Raw genomic sequence first — 20,788 nt, 5'->3', positions numbered from 1 at the left:
AACGGGGCCGCCGGAGCGTGTCGATGAGGCGCTACCGCGCACTCGCCCTGATGGTCGTCGGCGCGTTGCTCTGCGCAATCCTTGGATACGCCGTCGCTCTCGCGATGGCCCCCGCCCGCGAGGGAGGGACGCCGCGGCCGAGCGGACCGGTCACCGCCGAGGTCGAGCGACGTACCCTCACCTCGGCGGTGATCGTCCGCGGCGACGCAGGCTTCTCGGACCCGGTCGAGCTGGTGGTGCGCGCCACGGCGCCCATCCCTGTCGTCACCCGGATCGCGAAGCGGCGCGGCGACACCGTGCACGCCGGAGAGGTCTTCCTCGAGGTCGCCGGGCGACCGGTGATCACGCTGCCCGGCGCGCTCCCCTCCTACCGCGACCTCGGCCCCGGGGACGTGGGTCCCGACGTACGCCAGCTGGAGAGGGCGCTGGACGCGCTCGGTCTGGATCCCGGAGAGGTCGACGACGAGTTCACGGCCGCCACCGGGACGGCGGTGGAGCGCCTCTATGAACGTCTCGGCTACCCGGCCCCGCCGAAGCGGGGTGCGCTGCCGATGAGCGAGGTGGCCTACGTACCGACGCTGCCGCGGCGGGTCGACCGGATGCCGGCCCGCCTGGGCCAGCCACTCCCCGAGGCTCCTCTCCTGCTCTCCGGCTCGCACCTGGTGGTGACGGTCGGCCTGACGACGGCCGACCTGAAGGTTCTGAAAGCCGGGATGCGCGCCGAGATCGACGTGCCCGGCGGAGCGCGCATCCGCGGTCGGCTCGGTGCGGTCACCTCCACCGACACGGGCGGCCGGACCACCGTGCGTCTCGCTCGGTTGAGCGAGGCACGGCAGCGTCGGCTGCGCGGCGCCAACGTGAAGGTGACGGTGCCGCTGAGAAAGACCCGGGGCAGGGTGCTCGTGGTGCCGCTGGCCGCGTTGAGCACCGACGCCTCGGGCACCGTCCGCGTGATCCGGCTCGGGGCGGGCGGCGCTACGGAAGCGATCCGCGTCGCGACCGGCCTCTCTGCGCAGGGGTACGCCGAGATCCAGGCCGAGGGACTCGCCGAGGGCGATCGGGTCGTGGTCGGCTCATGAACGCTGCCTCGAGCCCTGTGATCGCACTCCGCGCGGTCGGGCGCAGCTTTGCGGGCAATCCGCCTGTCGACATCCTGCGCTCGGTCGACCTGAGGGTCGACCGCGGCGAGTTCGTGGCGATCGTCGGCCCCTCCGGCTCCGGCAAGTCCACGCTGCTCAACATCTTGGGCCTGCTGGACTCCCCGACCACCGGTCGCTACCTCCTCGACGGGATCGACACCACCACGATCAGCCACCGCCGGCGGGCCCGGCTGCGCGCCGCGCGGCTCGGGTTCGTCTTCCAGGCCTTCCACCTGCTGCCGCACCTGACCGTCGCCGAGAACGTGTCACTGGGCGGGCTGTACCTGGGCCTCCCGGCCCGGGAGCGGGCGCGGCGCGCTGACCGGTTGCTCGACCGGGTCGGCCTCGGCCACCGGCGCCGGGCCCGGCCACGGACCCTCTCCGGCGGCGAGCGTCAACGGGTCGCGATCGCCCGTTCGCTCGTTGCAGGACCCAGCGTGTTGTTGGCGGACGAGCCCACCGGCAACCTCGACAGCGTCAGCGCCGACGCCGTGCTCTCCCTCTTCTCGGAGCTGCACGCCGAGGGAGTCACCGTCGCGATGATCACCCACGACCCGGGGGTCGCGGCCCGTGCGCACCGCCGGGTGCGGATCGTCGACGGGCAGGTCCTCCGATGAGCCGCGGCAGGGCACGCCCCGGCAGCATCCTCGGCGAGGCGATGGCCGGCATCTCGGCGCGTCCCGGACGTCTGGCGCTCACCATGCTGGGGGAGGCGCTGGGGCTGGCCGCACTGGTCGCCACCGTCGGCCTGGCCAGCACAGCGAGCGGCCAGGTCTCCGATCACTTCGACCGGGCCTCCGCGGACCGCGTCACGGTGCAGGTCGAGCCGTCCCGCGCCGAACGGGGCGCCCGACTGCCCCGCGACGCGGAGCGGCTGGTCCAGCGACTCGAGGGCGTCGAAGCGGCGGGGACCTTGACGCGGCTCGAGGTGAGCGACCCGGTCGGCACCGTGCGCCTGCTCGACCCGCAGGCACCACCGGACCCGATGCTTCCTGTGCTGGCCGCCTCCCCCGGCCTGCTCGACGCCGTCGATGCCCGCGTCGCCGGGCGCCGGTACGACGCTGGGCACGTCGCGCGAGCCGACCCGGTCGCGTTGCTGGGTGCTGGAGCGGCGCGCCGCCTGGGGGTGACGGAGCTGAGCCACGGACCGGCGATCTGGATCGGCGACCGCGCCCTGACGGTCATCGGCATCATCGAGGAGGTCGACGGCCGCGGGGAACTGCTCGACTCGGTGGTGCTTCCCGAGACGACGGCGGCCCAGCAGTTCGGCTGGCAGGGCGCTCTCTCGATGCAGCTGGACGTCGCGCCCCAGGCGGCGGAGACCATCGCCCGGCAGGCACCGTTGGCGATCGCCCCCCAGGACCCCTCGGTCGTCAACGCCGCCGCGCCGCCTTCCGACGCTCAGCTGCGCGATCGTGTGCAGGGCGATGTCTCCTCGTTGCTCGTGCTGCTGGGTCTGGTGGCACTGATCGCGGGAGGCGTCGGCATCGCCAACATCATGCTGCTCTCGGTGATGGAGCGGATCGGCGAGATCGGCCTGCGCCGGGCGCTGGGAGCCACCCGGGGCGACCTGATGACCCAGTTCCTCGCCGAGAGCGCACTGGTCGGACTGCTCGGGGGCATCGTCGGGACGAGTCTCGGCTTCGTCACCAGCATGGTGGTCGCGCTCAGCCGGGACTGGACGCCGAGACTCGACCCGCTGCTGCTCGCGGCGCCCGTGGCCGGGCTGGTGGTCGGCGTACTGGCCGGAGCCTTTCCTGCCTGGCGGGCGGGTTCGCTGGAGCCTGCGGAGGCACTGCGGACGCTGTAGCCGCACCACCGCCCTGGTCAGCGCGGATAGCCGTCGGCAGGTGCGACCATCTCCAGACGCACGCCGAGCAGCCGGACCGGGGCCCGGCGCTCGATCCGCTCCAGCAGCGCGACGGCCTCCTCTCCGAGCAGCACCGGGTCGTTGCTCGGCTCGGCGAGCTTGTGCACGCGGGTGAAGGTGAGGAAGGGCCGCAGGCGGACCTTGATGGCGACTCGCTCGGCCGGGCGCCCCTCGGCGTCGATGTCGACCACCACGCGTGCAGTGATCCGGCGCAGGTGCTCCTCGACCTCCGTCCAGTCCTCCACATCCTCTTGGAAGGTCTCCTCTCGCCCGTGGGCGCGCGGCACCCAGGGCGTCGCATCCACCGGCGAGGCGTCCACACCGCGGCCGAGCCTGCGCAGCCACGGCCCGGTGCCCGGCCCGAACTCGTCGGCCAGCAGCGCAGGCTCCGCCGCAGCAAGGTCGTCGACAGTCGCGATGCCGAGGGTCGCGAGGCGGCGGGAGATCTTCGGTCCGATCCCCCACAGCGCGTTCGTCGGCCGCCCGCCCAGCTGGACCCGCCAGCTGGCATGGCTGATCGTGTGCACTCCGGGGTCGGGCTTGCCGAAGTCGGTGGCGATCTTGGCCTGGGGCTTGTTGTTGCCAATCCCTACCGAGCAGCGCAGGCCCGTCGCCTCGCGCACCGCGGCGCGCACCGCTCGGGCCATGCCCTCCGGGTCCTCGGGTGGTAGCCCCTCGCGCAGCGGATCCTCGGACCTCAGCGCGAGAAACGCCTCGTCCCAGCCGAGCACCTCCACGACCGTGCCACGGCCCTCCCAGGTCAGCTCACGCAGCGTCTGCATCACCTGGTGCGAGGCGGCCTCGTAGACTGGGAAGTCGACGGGCAGGAAGACCGCCTCCGGACACCGCTTGAGCGCAGTGCGCAACGGCATGCCGGAGCGCACGCCGTACGTCCTCGCCTCGTAGGAGGCGGTGGAGACGACGCCGCGCTCGGTCGGGTCCCCGCGTCCGCCCACCACCACCGGCTTGCCCACCAGCTCCGGACGCCGCAGCATCTCGACCGCCGCCAGGAACTGGTCGAGGTCGACGTGCAGCACCCACCGCTCAGGGGTCCGGGCTCCGCTCACCCCTCCAGTGTGACCGACCGGTCTCGACGAGCTCGACCGCCGGATCAGCTAAACGACGATGTTGACCAGCTTGGGGGCGCGCACGATCACCTTGCGCACGGTCTCCCCCGCGATCAGCCCGGCGATGGTCGGGTCGGCCAGCGCGGCGGCCTCCAGGTCTGCCTCAGAGATGTCGGGGGCGACCTCGAGCCGAGCCTTGACCTTCCCCTTGATCTGCACGACCGCGGTCACGGACTCCTCGACCAGCAGCGCTTCGTCGACCGTGGGCCACGGCACCCCCGCGATGCCCGGCTCATGGCCCAGCCGCGACCACATCTCCTCCGCCGTGTACGGCGCCACCAGCGACAGCAGGATCGCGACGGTCTCGACGGCCTCACGAACGGCCGGGTCGTCGGCGCCGCAGCCCGAGTCGATCGCCTTGCGGGCAGCGTTGACCAGCTCCATGGTGCGCGCCACGACCACGTTGAACCGATGCGAGTCCAGCAGCCGCTCGGCCTCGTGGACGACGTGGTGGGTGACCCGGCGCAGCGCGACGTCCCCACCCTCGGGCGACGTTCCGGCCGCGGAGTCGACGTCGCCACTCAGCCGCAGCGCACGCTGCAGGAACCGCAGCGAGCCGGCAGGCGAGACGTCGGCCCAGTCGATGTTGTCCTCTGGCGGGCTGGCGAAGACCAGCGTCAGCCGGACCGCGTCCACTCCGAACTCCGCAAGTTGGTCCCCCAGACTGACGCCGTTGCCCAGCGACTTGCTCATCTTGCGGCCCTGGTTCAGGACCTTGCCCTGGCTCAGGTAGGAGGAGAACGGCTCGTCCCAGGTGATCAGGCCCATGTCGCGCAGCGCCTTGGTGAAGAACCGGGAGTACAGCAGGTGCAGCACGGCGTGCTCGTCGCCGCCCACATACAGGTCGATGGGGCCCCAGGCGTTGGCCAGTGTGCTGTCGAACGCCTGCGTCTCGTCGTGCGGAGAGACGTAGCGCAGGAAGTACCAGGACGAGTCGACGAAGGTGTCCATCGTGTCGGTGTCTCGCTCGGCCGGACCACCGCACGTCGGGCATGCGACCGTCTTCCACTCGGTGGCGGCCCCCAGCGGCGAGGTGCCCCGGGGCTTCAGGTCGGCGCCCTTCAGGTCCGGCAGTAGCACCGGCAGCTGCTCCTCCGGGACCGGCACCTCGCCGTCCACCGGGCAGTGGATGATCGGAATGGGTGCACCCCAGTAGCGCTGCCGCGACAGCAGCCAGTCGCGCAGTCGGAAGTTGACGGTGCCGGTGCCGCGCCCGATCTTCTCCAGGTACTCGATGGTGGCCCGCTTGGCCTCCTCGACCGCCAGGCCGTTGATGTCCAGCTCGCTCTCGACTCCCGCAGCCGGCGAGTTGACCGCCGGGCCCTCCCCGGCGAACGCCTCGCCGTCGAAGTCGGCAGGCGGCTGGGTGGTCCGGACGATCGGCAGGCCCATCGCGGTGGCGAACTCCCAGTCGCGCTGGTCGCCGCCGGGCACGCCCATGACTGCGCCGGTGCCGTAGTCGGCCAGCACATAGTCGGTCGCCCACACCGGCATCCGCGCACCCGTGACCGGGTTGACGGCGAACACACCCAGGTCGACGCCGGTCTTCGCACGGTCGGTGGCGAGCCGGTCGATGTCGGAGGCCTTGCGGATCTCGTCTCGGTAGGTCTCGAACGCCGCGCGGTGCTCGTCGGTGACCAGCTCCTCGGCCAGCGGCGCGTCGACGGCGACCACCATGAAGGTGGTGCCGAAGATCGTGTCGGGCCGGGTCGTGAAGACAGTGATCGGAGGAACGGTGGTCGAGCCTGTCGAGGCCACCTCGAAGGTGACGTGGGCGCCCTCGGAGCGGCCGATCCAGTTGCGCTGGGCGTTGACCACCTTGCTCGGCCAGGTGGGCGCCAGGTCGTCCAGGGAGTCCAGCAGCTCCTGCGCGTACTGCGTCGTGCGGAAGTACCACTGGGTCAGCTCACGCTTGGTGACCTCGGCGCCGCAGCGCTCGCAGGCGCCGTCGACGACCTGCTCGTTGGCCAGCACGGTCTGGTCGTTGGGGCACCAGTTGACCGGCGAGTTCTTGCGATAGGCCAGCCCGGCCTCGCGCAGCTTCAGGAACAGCCACTGGGTCCAGTGGTAGTACGCGGGGTCGGAGGTGTTGAACCGACGCGCCCAGTCGAAGCTGACGCCGTACCGCTTGAAGGACTCGAACTGGGTGTCGATGTTGGCATAGGTGTACGTCGCCGGGTGGGTGTCGTTCTTGATCGCGGCGTTCTCTGCGGGCAGGCCGAAGGAGTCCCACCCCATGGGGTTGAGCACCTCGTAGCCCTTCATCCGCCAGTAGCGGGCCATCACGTCGTGCAACGCCATGACCTCGGCGTGCCCCATGTGCAGGTCGCCGGAGGGGTAGGGGAACATCGTCAGCGCGTAGCGCTTCTCCTTGGTCCCCGACAGCACGACGGAGTCGTCGGCGGCGAAGAGGTCGAGCTCGTCCCAGACCGCGCGCCACTTCTCCTGGATCGCCTCGACGTCGTACGCCGAAGCCTCCGTGGTCTCCCGGTTGGCGTCCTGCTCGCTCATCTCTCTCCTCTGCTGGTCCTCTCACCCGTCTCGTGCCACCTGCTCCCTCGAAGCGGTGCTGGCACAAAAAAGCCCTCCGGTCAGGAGGGCGGCCGCGCTGGATCGATCAGCGCGGCTGGGCAAGAAGGAAGGTGTGCTGCATGAGGCGATGATACTCCTCGTCGGCCGGTAGGCGCCCACCACTACTGTGACCGGCATGAGCCTGAGTGAACTCTTCCGTCTGGACGGCAAGGTCGCCGTCGTCACCGGTGCGTCGAGCGGCCTGGGTGTCGCCTTCGCCGACGCGCTCGCGGAGGCCGGCGCCGACGTCGCGTTGGGAGCGCGTCGTGTCGAACGCCTGGCCGATACTGCCGCGCTTGTCGAGCAGCACGGCCGTCGCGCCCTCTCTGTCGCGACCGACGTCTCCGACCCCGACTCGTGTCAGGCGCTGGTCGACGCCGCGATGGCCGAGTTCGGCCGCGTCGACGTCCTGGTCAACAACGCCGGGATCGGCACGGCCGTCCCCGCCACCCGCGAGACGCCGCAGCAGTTCCGCGAGGTCATCGACATCAATCTCAATGGCTGCTACTGGATGGCGCAGGCCTGCGGCCGCGTCATGCAGTCGGGCTCCTCGATCATCAACATCTCCTCGGTGCTGGGGATCACCACGGCCGGGCTCCCCCAGGCCGCCTACGCTGCCTCCAAGGCGGGGCTCATCGGCATGACCCGCGACCTGGCGCAGCAGTGGACGGGCCGCAAGGGCATCCGGGTCAACGCGATCGCACCGGGCTTCTTCGTCTCGGAGATGACCGACAGCTACCCCGACGGCTACCTCGACGCCATGGGTGCGCGCATCCCCGCCGGACGCAAGGGCGACGCCCACGAGCTCGCCGCCACCGTGGTCTTCCTGGCCTCCGACGCCGCCGGCTACATCACCGGTCAGACGTTGCCGGTCGACGGTGGCCTGACGATCACCTGACGCTGGTCAGTCGGCGGCGCGGGAGCGGGTGACGATCACCGGGCTGTGCGCGTGGGCGACCACCTGCTCGGCGACCGAGCCGAGCACCAGCCCGGCGAAACCACCCTTGCCCCGTGCCCCGACGACCACGACGTCGGCGGTCTCCGACGCGGCGATGAGCGCCTGTGCCGACGGGCTGTGCACGGCGTGCACCGAGACCTCCACCCCGGGCGCGTCGCCGAGCAGCTCCGCGACCCGGCGCGACTGTGCCTCCAGCGTGGCCTGCTCCAGCTCGAGGAGGGTGGCCGTGACGTTGATCGGCAGCCCTTCCGGACGGACCGCGCTGGTGATGGTCCAGGCCCGGACTACGTGCAGCGCGGTGCCTCGGCGCTCGGCCTCGTCGCGCGCGAAGAGGATCGCTCCCGCGGCTCCCTTGGAGCCGTCGTCACCCACGACGACGCCTCCCTCGGGTCGGAACTCGCGGACTGTCGGGTCGTTGTGGGCAGCCATGCACCCATTCTGCCGTATCGGCGTGCAAGCCGCGGCGCTCAGCGCCAGGCTCGCCAGTAGTCGACGACGAACGTCGACGGCAGCTTGGTCGCTGCGGGGTCGAAGGCGTTCTCCTGGACCCCCAGCAGGTGCGTGAGGTTGAAGACGAAGGGGTGGTTGAAAGGCTGCGGTGAGACCCACGGCAGCATCGGGCGCACCGCGTGGTCGAGGCACGCCTTGCCGTCGATGCTGACCCGCAGGCGCCCGGGCTCCCAGGTCAGCACGTAGGTGTGGAACCGGCCGGGACGCGACAGGAAGCAGCCCGTGTTCGTCTGGCTGGTGAGCGGGGTCGCCGGGAAGCCGAACATGTAGTGCAGGTAGGGGATCGCGCGACGGTGACGATGGGTGTAGTGCTCGACGATGTCGATCTCACCGCTGCGCGGCCAGGCGCCGTAGACGGGTCGCTGCGGGGTCATCCAGATCGCCGACTGGAGTCCGTCGATCTTCGTCTTCGGGAACTTCGCGCGAATCTGGAACCGACCGTAGGTCTGGCTGAAGAGGTCGTGCGTCGTGATGCTGCCCGAGGTGTAACGGGTACGGAAGGAGCCGGTCGGCGTCGTGCATGTCATCGGCTTCTTGAGCCTGCGGGCCGTGAGGCGCAGCTTGCCCTTCTTGAGCCGCACGTTCTTCTTGCTGCCCACGAAGCACTCGCCGCCGCCGAGGAAGCCGCTGGTCCGGGTGACCACCTTCTGCCAGCGGTGCCGGTTGAGCCGCTTGCCGTCGAACTCCTCGGAGAAGGTGCACACCCACGCCGATCCGTCCGGCTTCGTCAGCCTCTGTCCGCCACAGGTCTTGCCGGGTGCCACCACAGCGGACCGCGCCGTCGCTGCGGTCGCCTGCGGCACCGCGGCGGCGGACGGGGCGGACGACACCGGAGCAGCCCCCCAGGCGGCTGCCAGCACGGCCGCGCACAGCACGGCGACGGCACGCAGCCGCATCTCCCCACCCCCACCAACCTCTTTGACGGAATTGTCCACTCAACGGGCGAGCCCGGCAGAGGTGACGGCGTACGACGGGATCGGTAGCGTCGACCCATGACCAGCCCCGCGTCCCTGGCACCCGAGCTCGAGGTCAGCGAGTGGATCGGCACACCCCAGAGCCTCGCCGACCTGCGCGGTGAGGTGGTGCTCGTCGAGACCTTCCAGATGTTGTGCCCCGGATGCATCAGCCACGGCCTGCCGATGGCGAAGCGGGTGTACGAGACCTTCCGTGACGTACGCGTGCTCGGCCTGCACACGGTCTTCGAGCACCACGAGGTGATGGGTCCGGCCGCGTTGCGGGTCTTCCTCTCGGAGTACCGGATCCCCTTCCCCGTGGGCGTCGATCGCAACGACGGCGAGGTCGTCCCCGTGACGATGCGCACCTACGGTCTGCAGGGCACGCCCTCGACGCTGCTGATCGACCGGGCCGGACGCCTGCGACTCTCGGCATTCGGCGCCGTCGACGACCTGCTCCTCGGCGCCCGCTTGGGAATGCTGCTCGCCGAGGGGTGAGGTGGACCGCACCCTGCGGGGCGTGATCACCCACGGTGGTGACGTCCTGTTGAATCGGAGCATGCCGATCCCCGTGCTCACCGTCATCATCGGATCCACCCGCCCCGGGCGGGCCGGGCTGCCGATCGGCACCTGGTTCGCCGAGTTGGCCGCGGAGCGAGACGACATCGAGCTCCGCGTGATCGACCTGGCCGAGCTCGACCTGCCGTTCCTCTCCGAGCCCCACCACCCCCGGCTGCGGCAGTACACCCGCGATCAGACCTGGGAATGGGCCTCCCAGGTGCTCGCGAGCGACGCGTTCGTGATCGTGACGCCGGAGTACAACTACGGCTACCCGGCCACGGTGAAGAACGCGCTGGACACGATCAGCCAGGAATGGGCACACACGCCCGTCGGCTTCGTCTCCTACGGCGGCATCGCCGCCGGCACCCGTGCCGTGCAGCAGCTCAAGCAGGTGGTGACGACCTTGAAGATGGTGCCCGTCTTCGAGAGCGTCAACATCGCCTTCCACGCCCAGTACATCGAGGAGGGGCGCTTCGTGCCGGGCGAGGGCACCGGCGCTGCCGCCACCGCCATGCTGGACGAGCTCGTGCGGCTCAGCGTCGCACTCGCCGACCTGCGGGGCGGCGTACGGGAGCGACTCGGCTAGCTCAACGCCGGGCGACCGGGAGCACGGACTCCGCGCCGTGACTGCGGTCCTGATGGTCGCGCAGGTGGGTGGCGAAGGCGGACCAGTCACCGCGTCGGGCGTCCTCGAGCAGGGTGCGATGCTCGGCCAGGGTCTGGGTCGGGTCCTCGGAGATCCGGCCCGCACTGCGCACGATGGAGAGGTACTGCCGGTCCTGCAGCCGGTCGTAGATCTCCAGCATGATGCTGTTGCCCGCCATCTCGACGAACGTGCGGTGGAAGCGCATCGCCAGCGTCGTGAAGGCGGCGAAGTCACCGGCCGCGAGCGCCGCGTCCTGCTCGTGGACGTTGGTGGCGAGCTGATCGGCAAGGTCCGCTCGGCGCTCCGGCGTGCTGCGCTGGATGCCTGCGGACTCGAGCGCGTGGCGGACCTGCGAGGACTCTCGCAGCTCCTCCTCGGTGAGCTCCCGCACGAGAGCGCCGCGCTTGGGATAGATGGTCACCCACCCTTCGTCCTGCAGACGGGTCAACGCCGCCCGGACGGGCGTGCGACTCATCGAGAGGGCGGCGGCGAGCTCGTTCTCGCTCAGCATCGTGCCGGGTTCGAGCCTCCCCTGCAGGATCTCCTCCCGCAGATGGGCATGGGCACGATCCGCCGCCCCGCTTCCCCCTGCCTGCATCGCCACCTCCTAGACTTGGATACAAGACGCATCCTAGATGAGGTGATCATGACGCAGGACCCGGCCGTCGCAGCCCTCCACCGGCGCACCCTGCGCACCGTGGTCTTCTCCCAGATGCTGGGTGGCGCCGGCCTCGCCGCTGGAGTCAGCGTGGGAGCACTCCTCGCCGAGGACATGCTCGGTCACGAGGGTGTCGCGGGTCTGCCGGCCGGGCTCTTCACACTCGGGTCTGCGCTGGCCGCCTTCCTGATCGGCCGTTCCTCGCAGGTGGTCGGTCGCCGCCGCGGACTGGCGGGCGGCTTCGCCGCAGGCGCGATCGGTGCGGTCGGCATCGTGATCGCTGCCGTGCTCGACCAGCCGCTGCTCTTTTTCTGCGCGCTCTTCGTCTACGGCGCCGGCTCGGCGACCAACCTCCAGGCCCGGTACGCCGGCACCGACCTTGCCCCGGCCGACCAACGGGCATCGGCCGCCTCCGTCGCCCTGGTCGCCACCACCCTCGGCGCCGTGGCCGGCCCCAACCTCATCGAGCCGCTCGGCGATCTCGCGGCCTGGCTCGACATCCCGCGCCTGGCCGGCCCCTTCCTCCTGGCCGCCGTCGCCTACGGCCTCGCCGCGCTGGTCCTCTTCTGCTTCCTCCGCCCCGACCCGCTGTTGACCGCTCGCGCGCTTGCGGAGACGACTCCCCGCTCGGTGGCCACCGGACACCCCGAGCCGTCGACCGCGCCGGTGGGCCTCATCCCCGGCGTGGTGCTGGGCGCGACCGTCATGGTGCTGACCCAGTTCACGATGGCCGCGATCATGACGATGACGCCGGTGCACATGCGCCACCACGACCACGGACTGAGCGCTGTCGGCCTGGTCATCGGCCTGCACATCGCCGCGATGTACCTCCCCTCGCTCGTCACCGGGCGACTCGTCGACAGGGTCGGTCGCACCCCGATGGCGGTCGCAGCGGCCGCCACGCTCCTTGCGGCCGGCGTCGTCGCCGCCGTCGCCCCCGGCAAGTCGATGGTGCTCATCACCCTGGCGTTGGTGCTCCTCGGCCTCGGTTGGAACTTCGGTCTCATCGCCGGCACCGCGCTGATCGTCGACTCCACTCCCCTGCACTCCCGCGCCCGCACGCAGGGCAGCGTCGACGTGCTGGTCGCGCTCGCCGGCGCGGCGGGCGGGGTCGGCTCCGGCGTGATCGTCGGACTCACCGACTTCGCCACCCTGTCGCTGCTCGGCGGAGGCATCGCCCTCGTCCTCGTCCCCGTCGTGGCGTGGTATCGCCGCGCCTGACCCACCCCTACTCGGAGGAACCCCCATGCCCTCGATCTCCAGCGCGCCGCGCCGCGCCCGGCTCGCCGCTCTCGCCCTGGTCGCCCTCGTCGGGGTGACCCTCGTCGTGCTCGGGACCCAGAACAAGGGCGATCGGACGTCGCCCGCGAAGGACGACGGGGACCAACGCGCCACCGGCTCGTCACAGACCGCGGCTGCCGAGGACCCGGGGCTCGCACGACGGGCACCCGGTGATCCGCTCGCCCTCGGCTCGGCCGATGCTCCCGTCGTGATCGTCGAGTACGCCGACTTCCGCTGTCCGTTCTGCGCGCGGTTCACGCGCGAGACGCTGCCTGCGTTGGTCGAGAAGTACGTCGAGACCGGGCTGGTGCGCTACGAGTTCCGAGACGTTCCGCTCTTCGGGGACGACTCCCTCGCCGCCTCCGTCGCCGGCCGCGCCGCCGGCCGACAGGGCCGGTTCTGGGAGTTCCTCTCCGCCGTCCACGCCGCCGCCCCCGACGGGGGTCATCCGCCGATGCCGACCGCCACGCTGCTGCGCTTCGCCCGCGAAGCCGGCGTCGCCGACCTCGAGCAGTTCGAGCGGGACCTCGACGACGACACCCTGACGCAGGCCGTCGACACCGACGCCGCCGAAGCACGTGCGGTCGGCGCTACCTCCGTCCCCTTCTTCGCCATCGACAACGTGGCGGTCTCCGGCGCCCAGCCGCTGGAGGTCTTCGAGGAGGTCATCGAGAAGCGACTGGCCGCCCACGGCGTCGCCCGCTGAGCGGGCCACGCCGTGCCACTCGAAGCGGCCGTCGAGGTCGGTCTCAGCGCCGCCCTGCTGGCCGGACTGCTCAGCCTGCTCAGTCCCTGCTCGGTGATGCTGCTGCCCGCGTTCTTCGCCTACGCCTTCGACTCGTCGGCGCGGTTGCTGCTGCGCACGACGGTCTTCTACGCCGGCCTGCTCACCACGCTGGTGCCCCTAGGGGTGTTCGCCGGAGGGCTCGGCTCGATGATCAGCGAGCACCGGTCGACGCTCGCCCTCGTCGGCGGCCTCGTCCTCATCGTGCTCGGCGTGCTCCAGGCCCTGGCCGTCCCCCTCCCCGGCCTGGGCACCGGCCCGGCCCGGGGATCCTCGGCCGCCTCCGTCTATCTGCTGGGCGCGGTGTACGGACTCGCCGGTGCCTGCTCGGGCCCGCTCCTGGGCTCGGTCCTGGCCTTCGCCGCGTTCGGTGCCAGCCCCACCTACGGCGGCGCGCTCCTGGCGACGTACGCCCTGGGGATGGCCGCTCCGCTCTTCCTGCTCGCGCTCACGTGGAGCCGGGTCCCCGAGGTACGCCGCCTGGTGCGCCCCCGACCGCTCCAGATCGGCCGGGTCACTACGACCTGGACCCAGGCGGTCTCCGGCTCGGTCACCCTCGCGCTCGGCATCGCCCTGATCTGGACCGACGGGTTCACCACGGTCGGCGGCCTCGCGTCCGTCGATCTGCAGTACCGCCTGGAGCGCTCAGCCTCCGGGGTGGCCGACCGGGTCTCCGACCTCGTCCTGGTGGGCAGCCTCCTACTGGCGGCTGCCGCCTTCGGGCTGATGCGCACTCTCCGACCGCGGAGCTCGCCGAAGGAGCCGCCCGGCGAGTGAGTCGAGGCGTCAGAGCCGCCGCTCGACGACGCGGACCGTGCCCTGCGCCGTCGCACACAGCACCGCGTCGCCGTCGTCGTGCTCGGCATGGAGCTCGCAGTTCACGACCGCCTGGCTCCGCGTAGCGCCCTGTACGCGCGCCACGGCGCGGATGCCGACGCCGGAGGCCGGGCGAAGGTAGGTGATCGAGAACCCCCCGGTCAGCACGTTCGCACCCAGCACCGTGCCGGCGGCGAAGGTGATGGCGTTGTCGGCGGCGTAGGCGAGCACGCCGCCGTGGGCGAAGCCGAACTGCTGCTTCAGCTCTGGCCGCAGCACGATCCGCAGCGTCGCGGTGCCGGCGCCGAACTCGGTCAGCTCGGTCCCGACATGCTGCGCGAACGGCTGCGCTGCGAGCACCGCGCGAGCCTGCGCGAGATCGAGCTCGCCGGTGCTCACCGGAGGGCTCCCAGCAGCGAGCGCTCCTCGGCGTCGGTGAGTCCTGCGCCGTGCGGCCCCGGTACGCCGCGCGCCTCCTCCCAGGCCAACGTGTCGGCGAGCGTCTCGGCAAGCGGTCGCGGTCGGAAGCCCCGGGCAAGGATCCGCTCCCCGCGGCGGCCGGCGAATCCGTGCCAGTCGAGATCGCTCAACCACAACGGCAGCGAGCGCGGCCCCATCCACTCGGCCACCTCGCGCTCGTTCAGCCAGGCGTCGGACACGGCCTCGACCGGACCTGCATGGCCCGCGACCGCGCGCGCGACGGCCAGGTGCTCAGCAAGGCCCATCCGGTTGGCGATCGCGTCATAGACGCCCGAGACGGGAGTGTCGGTGACGGCCCCCACCAGCCACCCCGCCAGATCCCGGACGTCGATCAACGAGGTGGGCAGGCTCGCCTCCGGCACCAGCACCGCCCCGGCGCGGTTGGACGGGTGCGCGAAGCGCCAGGGCCAGTAGCCGGAGCGTCCGCTCTCGTCGCCCGGACCGCCGATGAGGCCGGCACGGGCGATCACGGCACGAGCGCCCAGCCCGTCGAGGACCGCACGCTCGCACGCGACCTTCGCGGCGCCGTACTCCTCCATCGATGCCATGACGTCGCCTTCCAGCGGCTCGAGGAGCGGTGCGTCCTCGTCGTCGCCGGTCCGGCGGTGGGAGGCGTAGACGTTGCCGGTCGAGACGAAGGCCCAGCGCTCGGTCACGTCGGCGAGAGCCGCCACCGCACTCCGGACCTGACCTGGCTGACGGGAGACGTCGATGACAGCGTCCCAGCGGTCGCCCGCAACCGAGGCGTAGGCGTCCGGCTCGTCGCGGTCCGCACGAACGAAGCGGAGCCCGTCGACAGCCCGACCACTCACCCCGCGGGCCAGGCAGGTGACGTCGTGCCCGGCTGCCGCTGCCGATCGAGCGATAGCCCGCCCGAGCCATCCGGTGCCGCCGAGAAGGAGAATGCGCATCTCCCGAGTCCATCCGGAACGGTCGCCGGGGGCAAGGGCGTTCGCCCTCGGCGTACGGTCAGGAGGCCGGGAACCCCGCCCTCTCGCCGGCCCTGAGCTCCTGGCTCGCGGCCGGCAGCGCGTTCTCCCGGCCCGCGTCGACGAAGGCCCGGCGAATCCGGCTTCGGTCCTGCTCACCCAGCAGGCGATAGGGCGAGCTCCTCGTCGGTGCATGCCAGACGTCGTCGGCCTCCCACGCGGTCGCACGCAGCGGCGCCTTGTCGATCTTGCCGTTCGCGGTGGTGGGCACGGCGGGGACAATCCGCACGAAGGTAGGGCGCCACTTCGATCCGAGGTCGGGCTGGGCCGCGAGGAAGTCGTCGAAGGCGACCGGGTCGAAGGCGTGGCCGTCCTTCACCGTGGCGACGGCCATCAGCAGGTCGCCCGTTCGTGGGTCCGGCACGCCGAAGGCGTGCGCTCCCGCGAAGGCGTCGAAGCGCACCAGGATCCGCTCGACCGGCGCGGCACCGAAGTTCTCCCCGTCCACGCGCAGCCAGTCCGCCGGCCGGCCACCGAAGTAGAAGTAGCCGGCTTCGTCGCGATAGCCGAGGTCCCCGGTCCAGAAGTCCTGGCCGCCGAACTTCAACCGCTGCGCCATCGCGTCGGGGTTCTTGTAGTAGCCCTCGAACCCCGGACCGCGGTCGACGGCGACGATCTCGCCGGTGGCCTCGTCCGCGTTGAGCAGCACCCCGGCGTCATCGAAGCGGGCGCGCGCACACTCCACGCCGGTCTCCGGGTCACGGATCTCGGCCACCACGCCTGCGGCAGGGAGTCCCAGCGAGCTCTCCGGGGAGCCGGGCACCGGGGTGATCCGGATGACGCCCTCACTGGCGCCGTACCCCTCCCGGACGTCCGGGCAGGCGAACCTCTCGCGGAAGGCACGCACCTCCGCGGGCGATGCTTCGGAACCGAAGACAACCTCCAGCGAGTTGTCCTTGTCGGACTCCTGCTCGGGTTGGCTGAGGATGTAGCTGAGCACCCGGCCCACGTAGTTGAAGAAGGTGACCCGGTGCTCACGGATGTCGGGAATGAAGCGGCTGGCGGAGAAGCGCCGCACCATCACCACGGTCGCGCCCACCTGAGCGGCGTTGGCCAGCGTCATCATGATCGCGTGCCCGTGGAAGAGCGGCAGGCACAGGTAGTTCACCGAGTGCCTGCGGACCTCGATCCGGTCCGCCATCTTGGCGGTGAGCCGCCCCAGCCGGCCCTGGGTGCATCGCACGGCCTTGGGAGCGCCCGTGGAGCCCGAGCTGAAGAGCAGCAGCAACAGCGCCGACGGGTCCGGCAGCGTCGCCGGAGGCTCGACGTCCTGGTGCGACTGGAGCAGGGTGGAGTACGCCGCCGACTCCACGTCGAGGATCCGCTCGGCGGGGATGCCCAGGTCGAGCCCTGCGATGGCGTCGGCGTAGAGCGGCTCACTGACCAACAGGTCGCAGTCGGCGTGCCGTACGTCGTGTGCGAGCTCTGCTCCTCGGCGGGTCGGGTTGATACCCACCACGACGTCGCCGTTCAGCGTGGCACCGAGCAGCCAGAAGACGAAGTCCGGCACGTTCTGCAACAAGATCCCGACATGACGCTGTGAGCGCCCCTCACCGGGATCGATGGCGCGCAGCACCGAGGCGCGGCAGCATGCCTCGCGCAGCACGTCGTCCCAGGTCCAGCTGCGCCCCTCGAAGCGCAAGCCCTCCCGTTGATCTCCGATGCGTCCGCGCACGACCTCGGCAAACGTCTCCATCGACCCTCCTGATTTGAGCAAGCGCTTGGTGCGCACCGTAGAGGCAACGCCGGGGGCCGTTCAACGGCCACTCCCGCTCGGCGGCGTCAGCCGACCTTCGCCCGAGCGGCTGCTCTAGGTTGAGACGTCGCCGTCCTAGGAGGATTCCCATCAGCTCCACACCGCCGAGTCCATGCGTCGCCGAGGTGCGCGGGGCACGGCTGCGCCTCGACGTCCAAGGCGAAGGCCGCCTCGTGCTCTACGGCCACGGCCTGATGAGCGGTCGGTGGGCGATGGAGGAGTCCGGCACCTTCGACTGGTCACCGATCGTCGCCGCCGGGCACCGCCTGGCCCGCCTGGACTGGCGCGGTCACGGCGATTCCACCGGCACCGCCGAGCCGGACCACTACACTTGGTCAGCGCTCGGCACGGACCTCCTCGCTCTGCTCGACCAGCTGAGCCCCGAGGCACAGGTAGACGCGATCGGGTGCTCGATGGGCACCGGTTCGATCCTGCATGCGGCTGCGACCGCCCCCGACAGGTTCCGACGGATCGTGCTGACTGCGCCACCCACCGCCTGGGAGACCCGCCGCGAGCAGGGCGCCACCTACGAGCGGCTCGCCGAGATCGCCGCAACGGGAGGGGCCACCGCAGTCGAGCGGGTCTTCGCGATGCAGCCGACGCAGGGCGTGCTCGCCGAGCGTGAGTCGCCGATGCGGGTCAACGTCTCCGACGACCTGCTGCCGGCGCTGCTGCTGGGAGCGGCGCAGACGGACCTGCCCGACCGCGAGCGCCTCCGCGGCCTCCCGGTGCCGACCCTGATCCTGAGCTGGGCTGGCGATCCCAGTCACCCGGTCTCTACGGGCGAGGCGCTGCACGACCTGATCGCCGACTCCCGCTACCACGTCGCGCAGTCGCTTGCCGACGTACGGGCCTGGGGCGGCGTGGTCGCCGACTTCCTCAGCCAGGACTAGGTCCGCGCATCATCCGTTCGGCTACTTCCTCCCAGCCCGAGCACCGATGCCTGTGCGGTGCTCGGGGCGGAGGATGGGTAGGAACGCTCCCCGGAGCTCGCCGATCCGATCAAGGTGGTTCCCCTGATGCAGCGCACCCGCCTGCTCGCCCTCTCCACGGCTCTCGCCGCTGGCACGCTGCTGCTCGCCGCCTGCGGTACCGACAGCTCCCAGGAGGCCGCACCACCGACCTCGCCCGCACCCGTCGCCTCGTCCGCACCCGTCGCCTTGCCCCAGGGCCGCCTGCTGGTCGCCGACTTCGACTCCGACACGGTCACCTTCGTCGACCCGGCGGGGGCCGACGCGGGCGAGCGGGGCTCGGTGCGGGTCGGGACGGCGCCGTACGGGATCGCCCTGGGCGAGGACGGCACCGCATGGGTGTCGACCGCCGAAGGGGTCGCGGTCGTGGATACCGAGAGCCGCAAGCGAACTGCGCTGATCGGCTACCGCACCGAGGCCGGGCCGGCGACGACCGGCGAATACCGCGGAGGCGGGATGGGCATCGCCCTCTCCCCTGACGGATCGCGCCTCTATGTCGGTGTCAACGTGCCCGGTGGAGATGGCTTCGTGGAGGTCGTCGACACCGCCCGACGGGAGGTCGTGGGCACGGTGCAGGTCGGCATGCGGCCTTTCGACGTCGACGTCTCCGCAGACGGCAGAGAGGTCTACGCGACCAACCACGACTCCTACGACGTCACGATCATCGACACCTCGGACTGGTCGACCCGCAGCGTGCTGGTCGATCCCTACGACACCGGGCGCAGTCTCGGTGCCTGGCTGAAGCCCCACTACGCGGTGGTGCGGCCCAGCGACGGCAAGGTGCTGCTGCCCTTCGAGGGTGAGCGGCTGCTGGTCGTCGACCCCGACTCCGGGAGAGTGACGGAGGAGCCGATGACCGCCGACACCCACCAGCACGGGATCGCGATCGGCACCGACGGCACCCTCTTCGTCGTGGGCACCGGCGGCACCTCCGACAGCGGCAACGGACCGTCCCTGACCATCCGTACGCCGGCCGGCCGGGAGCGCGTCATCCCTCTGGACGGCCCGCACGAGGAGGTCGCCATCTCCGGCGACGGGCGCACCGCCTATGTCTCAGGCGGCTTCACCCGAGACGGGTACTGGGACGGCATCAGCATCGTCGACGTCCGCACCGGCACCGTGACCCGGCTGCCTGCCGGTGAGCGGCCGTTGGGCATCGTGGTGCTCTGAGCCGCGCAGCCTGGGTCGCGGCGTGGCTCACCCGCCTAGCCGAGCGCGTCTTTGAGGGAGACCAGGTGCGAACGGCTGAGTAGGCGCGCGGCTTCCGGATCACGCCCGGCGATGGCCTCGGCAAGATGCACGTGCGCCTCGTGATCCTCCTCCGCCGCGACGCCGCGGCCGATACGCAGCATCTCCACCATCGCCTGCCGGAGCCGGGGCACGAACGAGTCGAAGAGCTCGAGCAGCACGGGACTCTCAGCGGCGACCACGATGGCGCGGTGGAAGCGCATGTCGGCGTCCACGTAGTCCTCGATGCTTCCCTGAGCGGATCGACGTTCCTCCAGCGAGCGGCGAACGGCTCGCAGCGCTTGGGGCGTGCGTCGTTCGGCGGCGTACGCGGCGGCCTCGGCCTCGATGGCGATGCGCGCCTCGATCACCGCGATGATGCCGGCCCGCCGCAGGACGGCGTCCCACTCCTCGGCCACGTCGAGCGCGGTCACGAAGACTCCCGCACCTTGCCGGGATTCCAGGACTCCCCGGCCGGCCAGCTGCCGGATCGCCTCACGCACGGTCGACCGGCCGACTCCCAGCTGCGGGCCGAGCGTCGTCTCGCCGGGGAGCTTCGCGCCGAGCGCCCACTCACCGGACCGGATACGAGCCAGGAGCAGCTCAGCGGCCTGATCGGCGAGCGGCGCTCGCCTGAGCTGCTCCATGGACCACCCCTCTACTTGTCTGAGGACTCCGCGCTACCCTACCCCGGTGGAAGAGATCCTGCGCCTACGGAACGTCGACTTCGTCCGCGAGTCCCGCTGGATCCTCACCGGCATCGACCTCATGGTCAAGGCCGGCGAGCACTGGGCGCTGATCGGGCCCAACGGCGCGGGCAAGAGCACCATCTTGAGCTTGTGCGGCGCACAGATGCACCCGACCCGGGGCACCGTGCACGTGCTCGGGCACCAGCTCGGTCGTGTGGAGATCCGCAAGCTTCGCGAGTCGATCGGCCACGTGAACCCGCGCCACCCCCTGACGTCCGCCCTGACGGTCCGCGAGGTCGTCCTCACCGGCGCGACCGGCACGACCGAGCTGATGCCCCGATGGGAGCCGGGCCCGGCAGTGCTCGAACGCGCCGATCACCTCATCGAGATGCTCGGCCTCCGGTCGCTGGAAGGCGCGACCTGGCCCACCATGTCGCAGGGCGAGCGGGGTCGGACCCTCATCGCCAGGGCGCTGATCACCGATCCGCCGCTCCTGCTCCTCGACGAGCCGTCGACCGGTTTGGACGTGGCGGCACGCGAGCAGTTCCTGGAGACCGTCGACCACTTGCACCGGTCGCAGCCCGAGCTGGCCACGGTGCTGGTCACCCACCACCTCGAGGAGCTCCCCGAGACCACCACCCACGCCGTCCTCATCAAGGGCGGCTGCGTGCTGGCCGCCGGCGACGCACACGAGGTGCTCACGACGGAACTGGTCACCGAGAGCTTCGAGCACCCGATCCAGATCGAGTACCGCGACCGGCGCTGGCAGGCACGCGCCATCCGTACGGCGACGCCCGCCTGA

General features: G+C 71.2%; 21 protein-coding genes. 12 read left to right on the top strand and 9 right to left on the bottom strand.

Going from position 1 to position 20,788, the window contains the following annotated elements; all coding sequences use genetic code 11:
- Positions 1-23: 23 nt before the first annotated feature.
- Genes DNK54_RS00295 through DNK54_RS00285 form a run of 3 tightly spaced genes read left to right on the top strand, consistent with a single transcriptional unit; the run spans position 24 to position 2,949 of the window.
- Entirely contained in the window at positions 24-1,079 is a 1,056-nt protein-coding gene (locus DNK54_RS00295; RefSeq protein ID WP_110204978.1) for a permuted SH3 domain-containing protein, read from the top strand.
- On the top strand, positions 1,076-1,756 hold the full coding sequence (locus DNK54_RS00290; RefSeq protein ID WP_110204977.1) for an ABC transporter ATP-binding protein: 681 nt from the start codon (positions 1,076-1,078) through the stop codon (positions 1,754-1,756). The genes DNK54_RS00295 and DNK54_RS00290 overlap by 4 nt, the downstream gene beginning before the upstream one ends.
- A complete protein-coding gene (locus DNK54_RS00285) occupies positions 1,753-2,949 on the top strand; it encodes an ABC transporter permease (protein ID WP_110204976.1) in 1,197 nt (398 codons plus the stop codon). The genes DNK54_RS00290 and DNK54_RS00285 overlap by 4 nt, the downstream gene beginning before the upstream one ends.
- Positions 2,950-2,966: 17 nt before the next feature.
- Here DNK54_RS00285 and DNK54_RS00280 read toward each other — a convergent pair whose 3' ends face one another.
- Both DNK54_RS00280 and leuS read right to left on the bottom strand, forming a co-directional pair.
- Positions 2,967-4,076 (bottom strand): DNA polymerase IV, encoded by a 1,110-nt coding sequence (locus DNK54_RS00280; protein ID WP_110204975.1) that lies wholly within the window; start codon positions 4,074-4,076, stop codon positions 2,967-2,969.
- Positions 4,077-4,124: 48 nt separating this feature from the next.
- The gene (leuS, locus tag DNK54_RS00275) at positions 4,125-6,647 is read right to left on the bottom strand and encodes a leucine--tRNA ligase (protein WP_110204974.1); all 2,523 of its coding nucleotides are present in this window, start codon (positions 6,645-6,647) and stop codon (positions 4,125-4,127) included.
- 196 nt (positions 6,648-6,843) lie between these two features.
- Between leuS and DNK54_RS00270 the strand changes: the two genes are divergently transcribed.
- Positions 6,844-7,605, top strand: a complete 762-nt coding sequence (locus DNK54_RS00270) for an SDR family NAD(P)-dependent oxidoreductase (protein ID WP_110205726.1) — start codon at positions 6,844-6,846, stop codon at positions 7,603-7,605.
- A 6-nt stretch (positions 7,606-7,611) separates the two neighbouring features.
- Here DNK54_RS00270 and DNK54_RS00265 read toward each other — a convergent pair whose 3' ends face one another.
- Together DNK54_RS00265 and DNK54_RS00260 are read right to left on the bottom strand one after the other, a co-directional pair.
- A complete protein-coding gene (locus DNK54_RS00265) occupies positions 7,612-8,094 on the bottom strand; it encodes a universal stress protein (RefSeq protein WP_110204973.1) in 483 nt (160 codons plus the stop codon).
- 38 nt (positions 8,095-8,132) lie between these two features.
- Positions 8,133-9,071: a glycoside hydrolase family 16 protein gene (locus tag DNK54_RS00260; RefSeq protein ID WP_110204972.1), complete on the bottom strand. Its 939-nt coding sequence runs from the start codon at positions 9,069-9,071 to the stop codon at positions 8,133-8,135.
- Between the two features lie 96 nt (positions 9,072-9,167).
- Here DNK54_RS00260 and DNK54_RS00255 point away from each other — a divergent pair, with 96 nt between their 5' ends.
- Together DNK54_RS00255 and DNK54_RS00250 are read left to right on the top strand one after the other, a co-directional pair.
- Positions 9,168-9,626 carry a TlpA family protein disulfide reductase gene (locus tag DNK54_RS00255; protein ID WP_110204971.1) on the top strand — a complete coding sequence of 153 codons (459 nt, stop codon included), beginning with the start codon at positions 9,168-9,170 and terminating at the stop codon, positions 9,624-9,626.
- Positions 9,627-9,687: 61 nt separating this feature from the next.
- Positions 9,688-10,275 carry an NADPH-dependent FMN reductase gene (locus DNK54_RS00250; RefSeq protein ID WP_204164368.1) on the top strand — a complete coding sequence of 196 codons (588 nt, stop codon included), beginning with the start codon at positions 9,688-9,690 and terminating at the stop codon, positions 10,273-10,275.
- Between the two features lies 1 nt (position 10,276).
- Here DNK54_RS00250 and DNK54_RS00245 read toward each other — a convergent pair whose 3' ends face one another.
- Positions 10,277-10,933 (bottom strand): GntR family transcriptional regulator, encoded by a 657-nt coding sequence (locus DNK54_RS00245; RefSeq protein ID WP_110204970.1) that lies wholly within the window; start codon positions 10,931-10,933, stop codon positions 10,277-10,279.
- 48 nt (positions 10,934-10,981) lie between these two features.
- Between DNK54_RS00245 and DNK54_RS00240 the strand changes: the two genes are divergently transcribed.
- Genes DNK54_RS00240 through DNK54_RS00230 form a run of 3 tightly spaced genes read left to right on the top strand, consistent with a single transcriptional unit; the run spans position 10,982 to position 13,835 of the window.
- The gene (locus tag DNK54_RS00240; RefSeq protein ID WP_110204969.1) at positions 10,982-12,214 is read left to right on the top strand and encodes an MFS transporter; all 1,233 of its coding nucleotides are present in this window, start codon (positions 10,982-10,984) and stop codon (positions 12,212-12,214) included.
- A 25-nt stretch (positions 12,215-12,239) separates the two neighbouring features.
- Positions 12,240-12,980, top strand: a complete 741-nt coding sequence (locus tag DNK54_RS00235) for a DsbA family protein (RefSeq protein WP_110204968.1) — start codon at positions 12,240-12,242, stop codon at positions 12,978-12,980.
- Positions 12,981-12,992: 12 nt separating this feature from the next.
- A complete protein-coding gene (locus DNK54_RS00230) occupies positions 12,993-13,835 on the top strand; it encodes a cytochrome c biogenesis CcdA family protein (protein WP_110204967.1) in 843 nt (280 codons plus the stop codon).
- A gap of 9 nt (positions 13,836-13,844) precedes the next feature.
- Here DNK54_RS00230 and DNK54_RS00225 read toward each other — a convergent pair whose 3' ends face one another.
- From DNK54_RS00225 to DNK54_RS00215, 3 genes are read right to left on the bottom strand one after another with little or no spacing between them, the layout of a single operon-like run.
- The gene (locus DNK54_RS00225; protein WP_110204966.1) at positions 13,845-14,273 is read right to left on the bottom strand and encodes a PaaI family thioesterase; all 429 of its coding nucleotides are present in this window, start codon (positions 14,271-14,273) and stop codon (positions 13,845-13,847) included.
- Entirely contained in the window at positions 14,270-15,265 is a 996-nt protein-coding gene (locus DNK54_RS00220) for an NAD-dependent epimerase/dehydratase family protein (protein WP_110204965.1), read from the bottom strand. The genes DNK54_RS00225 and DNK54_RS00220 overlap by 4 nt, the downstream gene beginning before the upstream one ends.
- Positions 15,266-15,323: 58 nt before the next feature.
- A complete protein-coding gene (locus tag DNK54_RS00215; protein ID WP_110204964.1) occupies positions 15,324-17,039 on the bottom strand; it encodes an AMP-binding protein in 1,716 nt (571 codons plus the stop codon).
- Positions 17,040-17,224: 185 nt separating this feature from the next.
- Here DNK54_RS00215 and DNK54_RS00210 point away from each other — a divergent pair, with 185 nt between their 5' ends.
- Positions 17,225-17,992 carry an alpha/beta fold hydrolase gene (locus DNK54_RS00210; protein ID WP_204164367.1) on the top strand — a complete coding sequence of 256 codons (768 nt, stop codon included), beginning with the start codon at positions 17,225-17,227 and terminating at the stop codon, positions 17,990-17,992.
- 126 nt (positions 17,993-18,118) lie between these two features.
- Positions 18,119-19,240 carry a YncE family protein gene (locus DNK54_RS00205; protein WP_204164366.1) on the top strand — a complete coding sequence of 374 codons (1,122 nt, stop codon included), beginning with the start codon at positions 18,119-18,121 and terminating at the stop codon, positions 19,238-19,240.
- Between the two features lie 35 nt (positions 19,241-19,275).
- Here DNK54_RS00205 and DNK54_RS00200 read toward each other — a convergent pair whose 3' ends face one another.
- Positions 19,276-19,944 carry a FadR/GntR family transcriptional regulator gene (locus tag DNK54_RS00200; RefSeq protein WP_110204963.1) on the bottom strand — a complete coding sequence of 223 codons (669 nt, stop codon included), beginning with the start codon at positions 19,942-19,944 and terminating at the stop codon, positions 19,276-19,278.
- A gap of 46 nt (positions 19,945-19,990) precedes the next feature.
- Between DNK54_RS00200 and DNK54_RS00195 the strand changes: the two genes are divergently transcribed.
- Positions 19,991-20,788, top strand: a complete 798-nt coding sequence (locus DNK54_RS00195) for an ABC transporter ATP-binding protein (RefSeq protein ID WP_239459827.1) — start codon at positions 19,991-19,993, stop codon at positions 20,786-20,788.

The sequence above is a fragment of the Nocardioides daejeonensis genome, from assembly GCF_003194585.1.
In the GTDB taxonomy this organism is placed as follows: domain Bacteria; phylum Actinomycetota; class Actinomycetes; order Propionibacteriales; family Nocardioidaceae; genus Nocardioides; species Nocardioides daejeonensis.
Note: the sequence above shows the minus strand (reverse complement) of the source record. Positions and strands in the feature narration are given on the sequence as shown.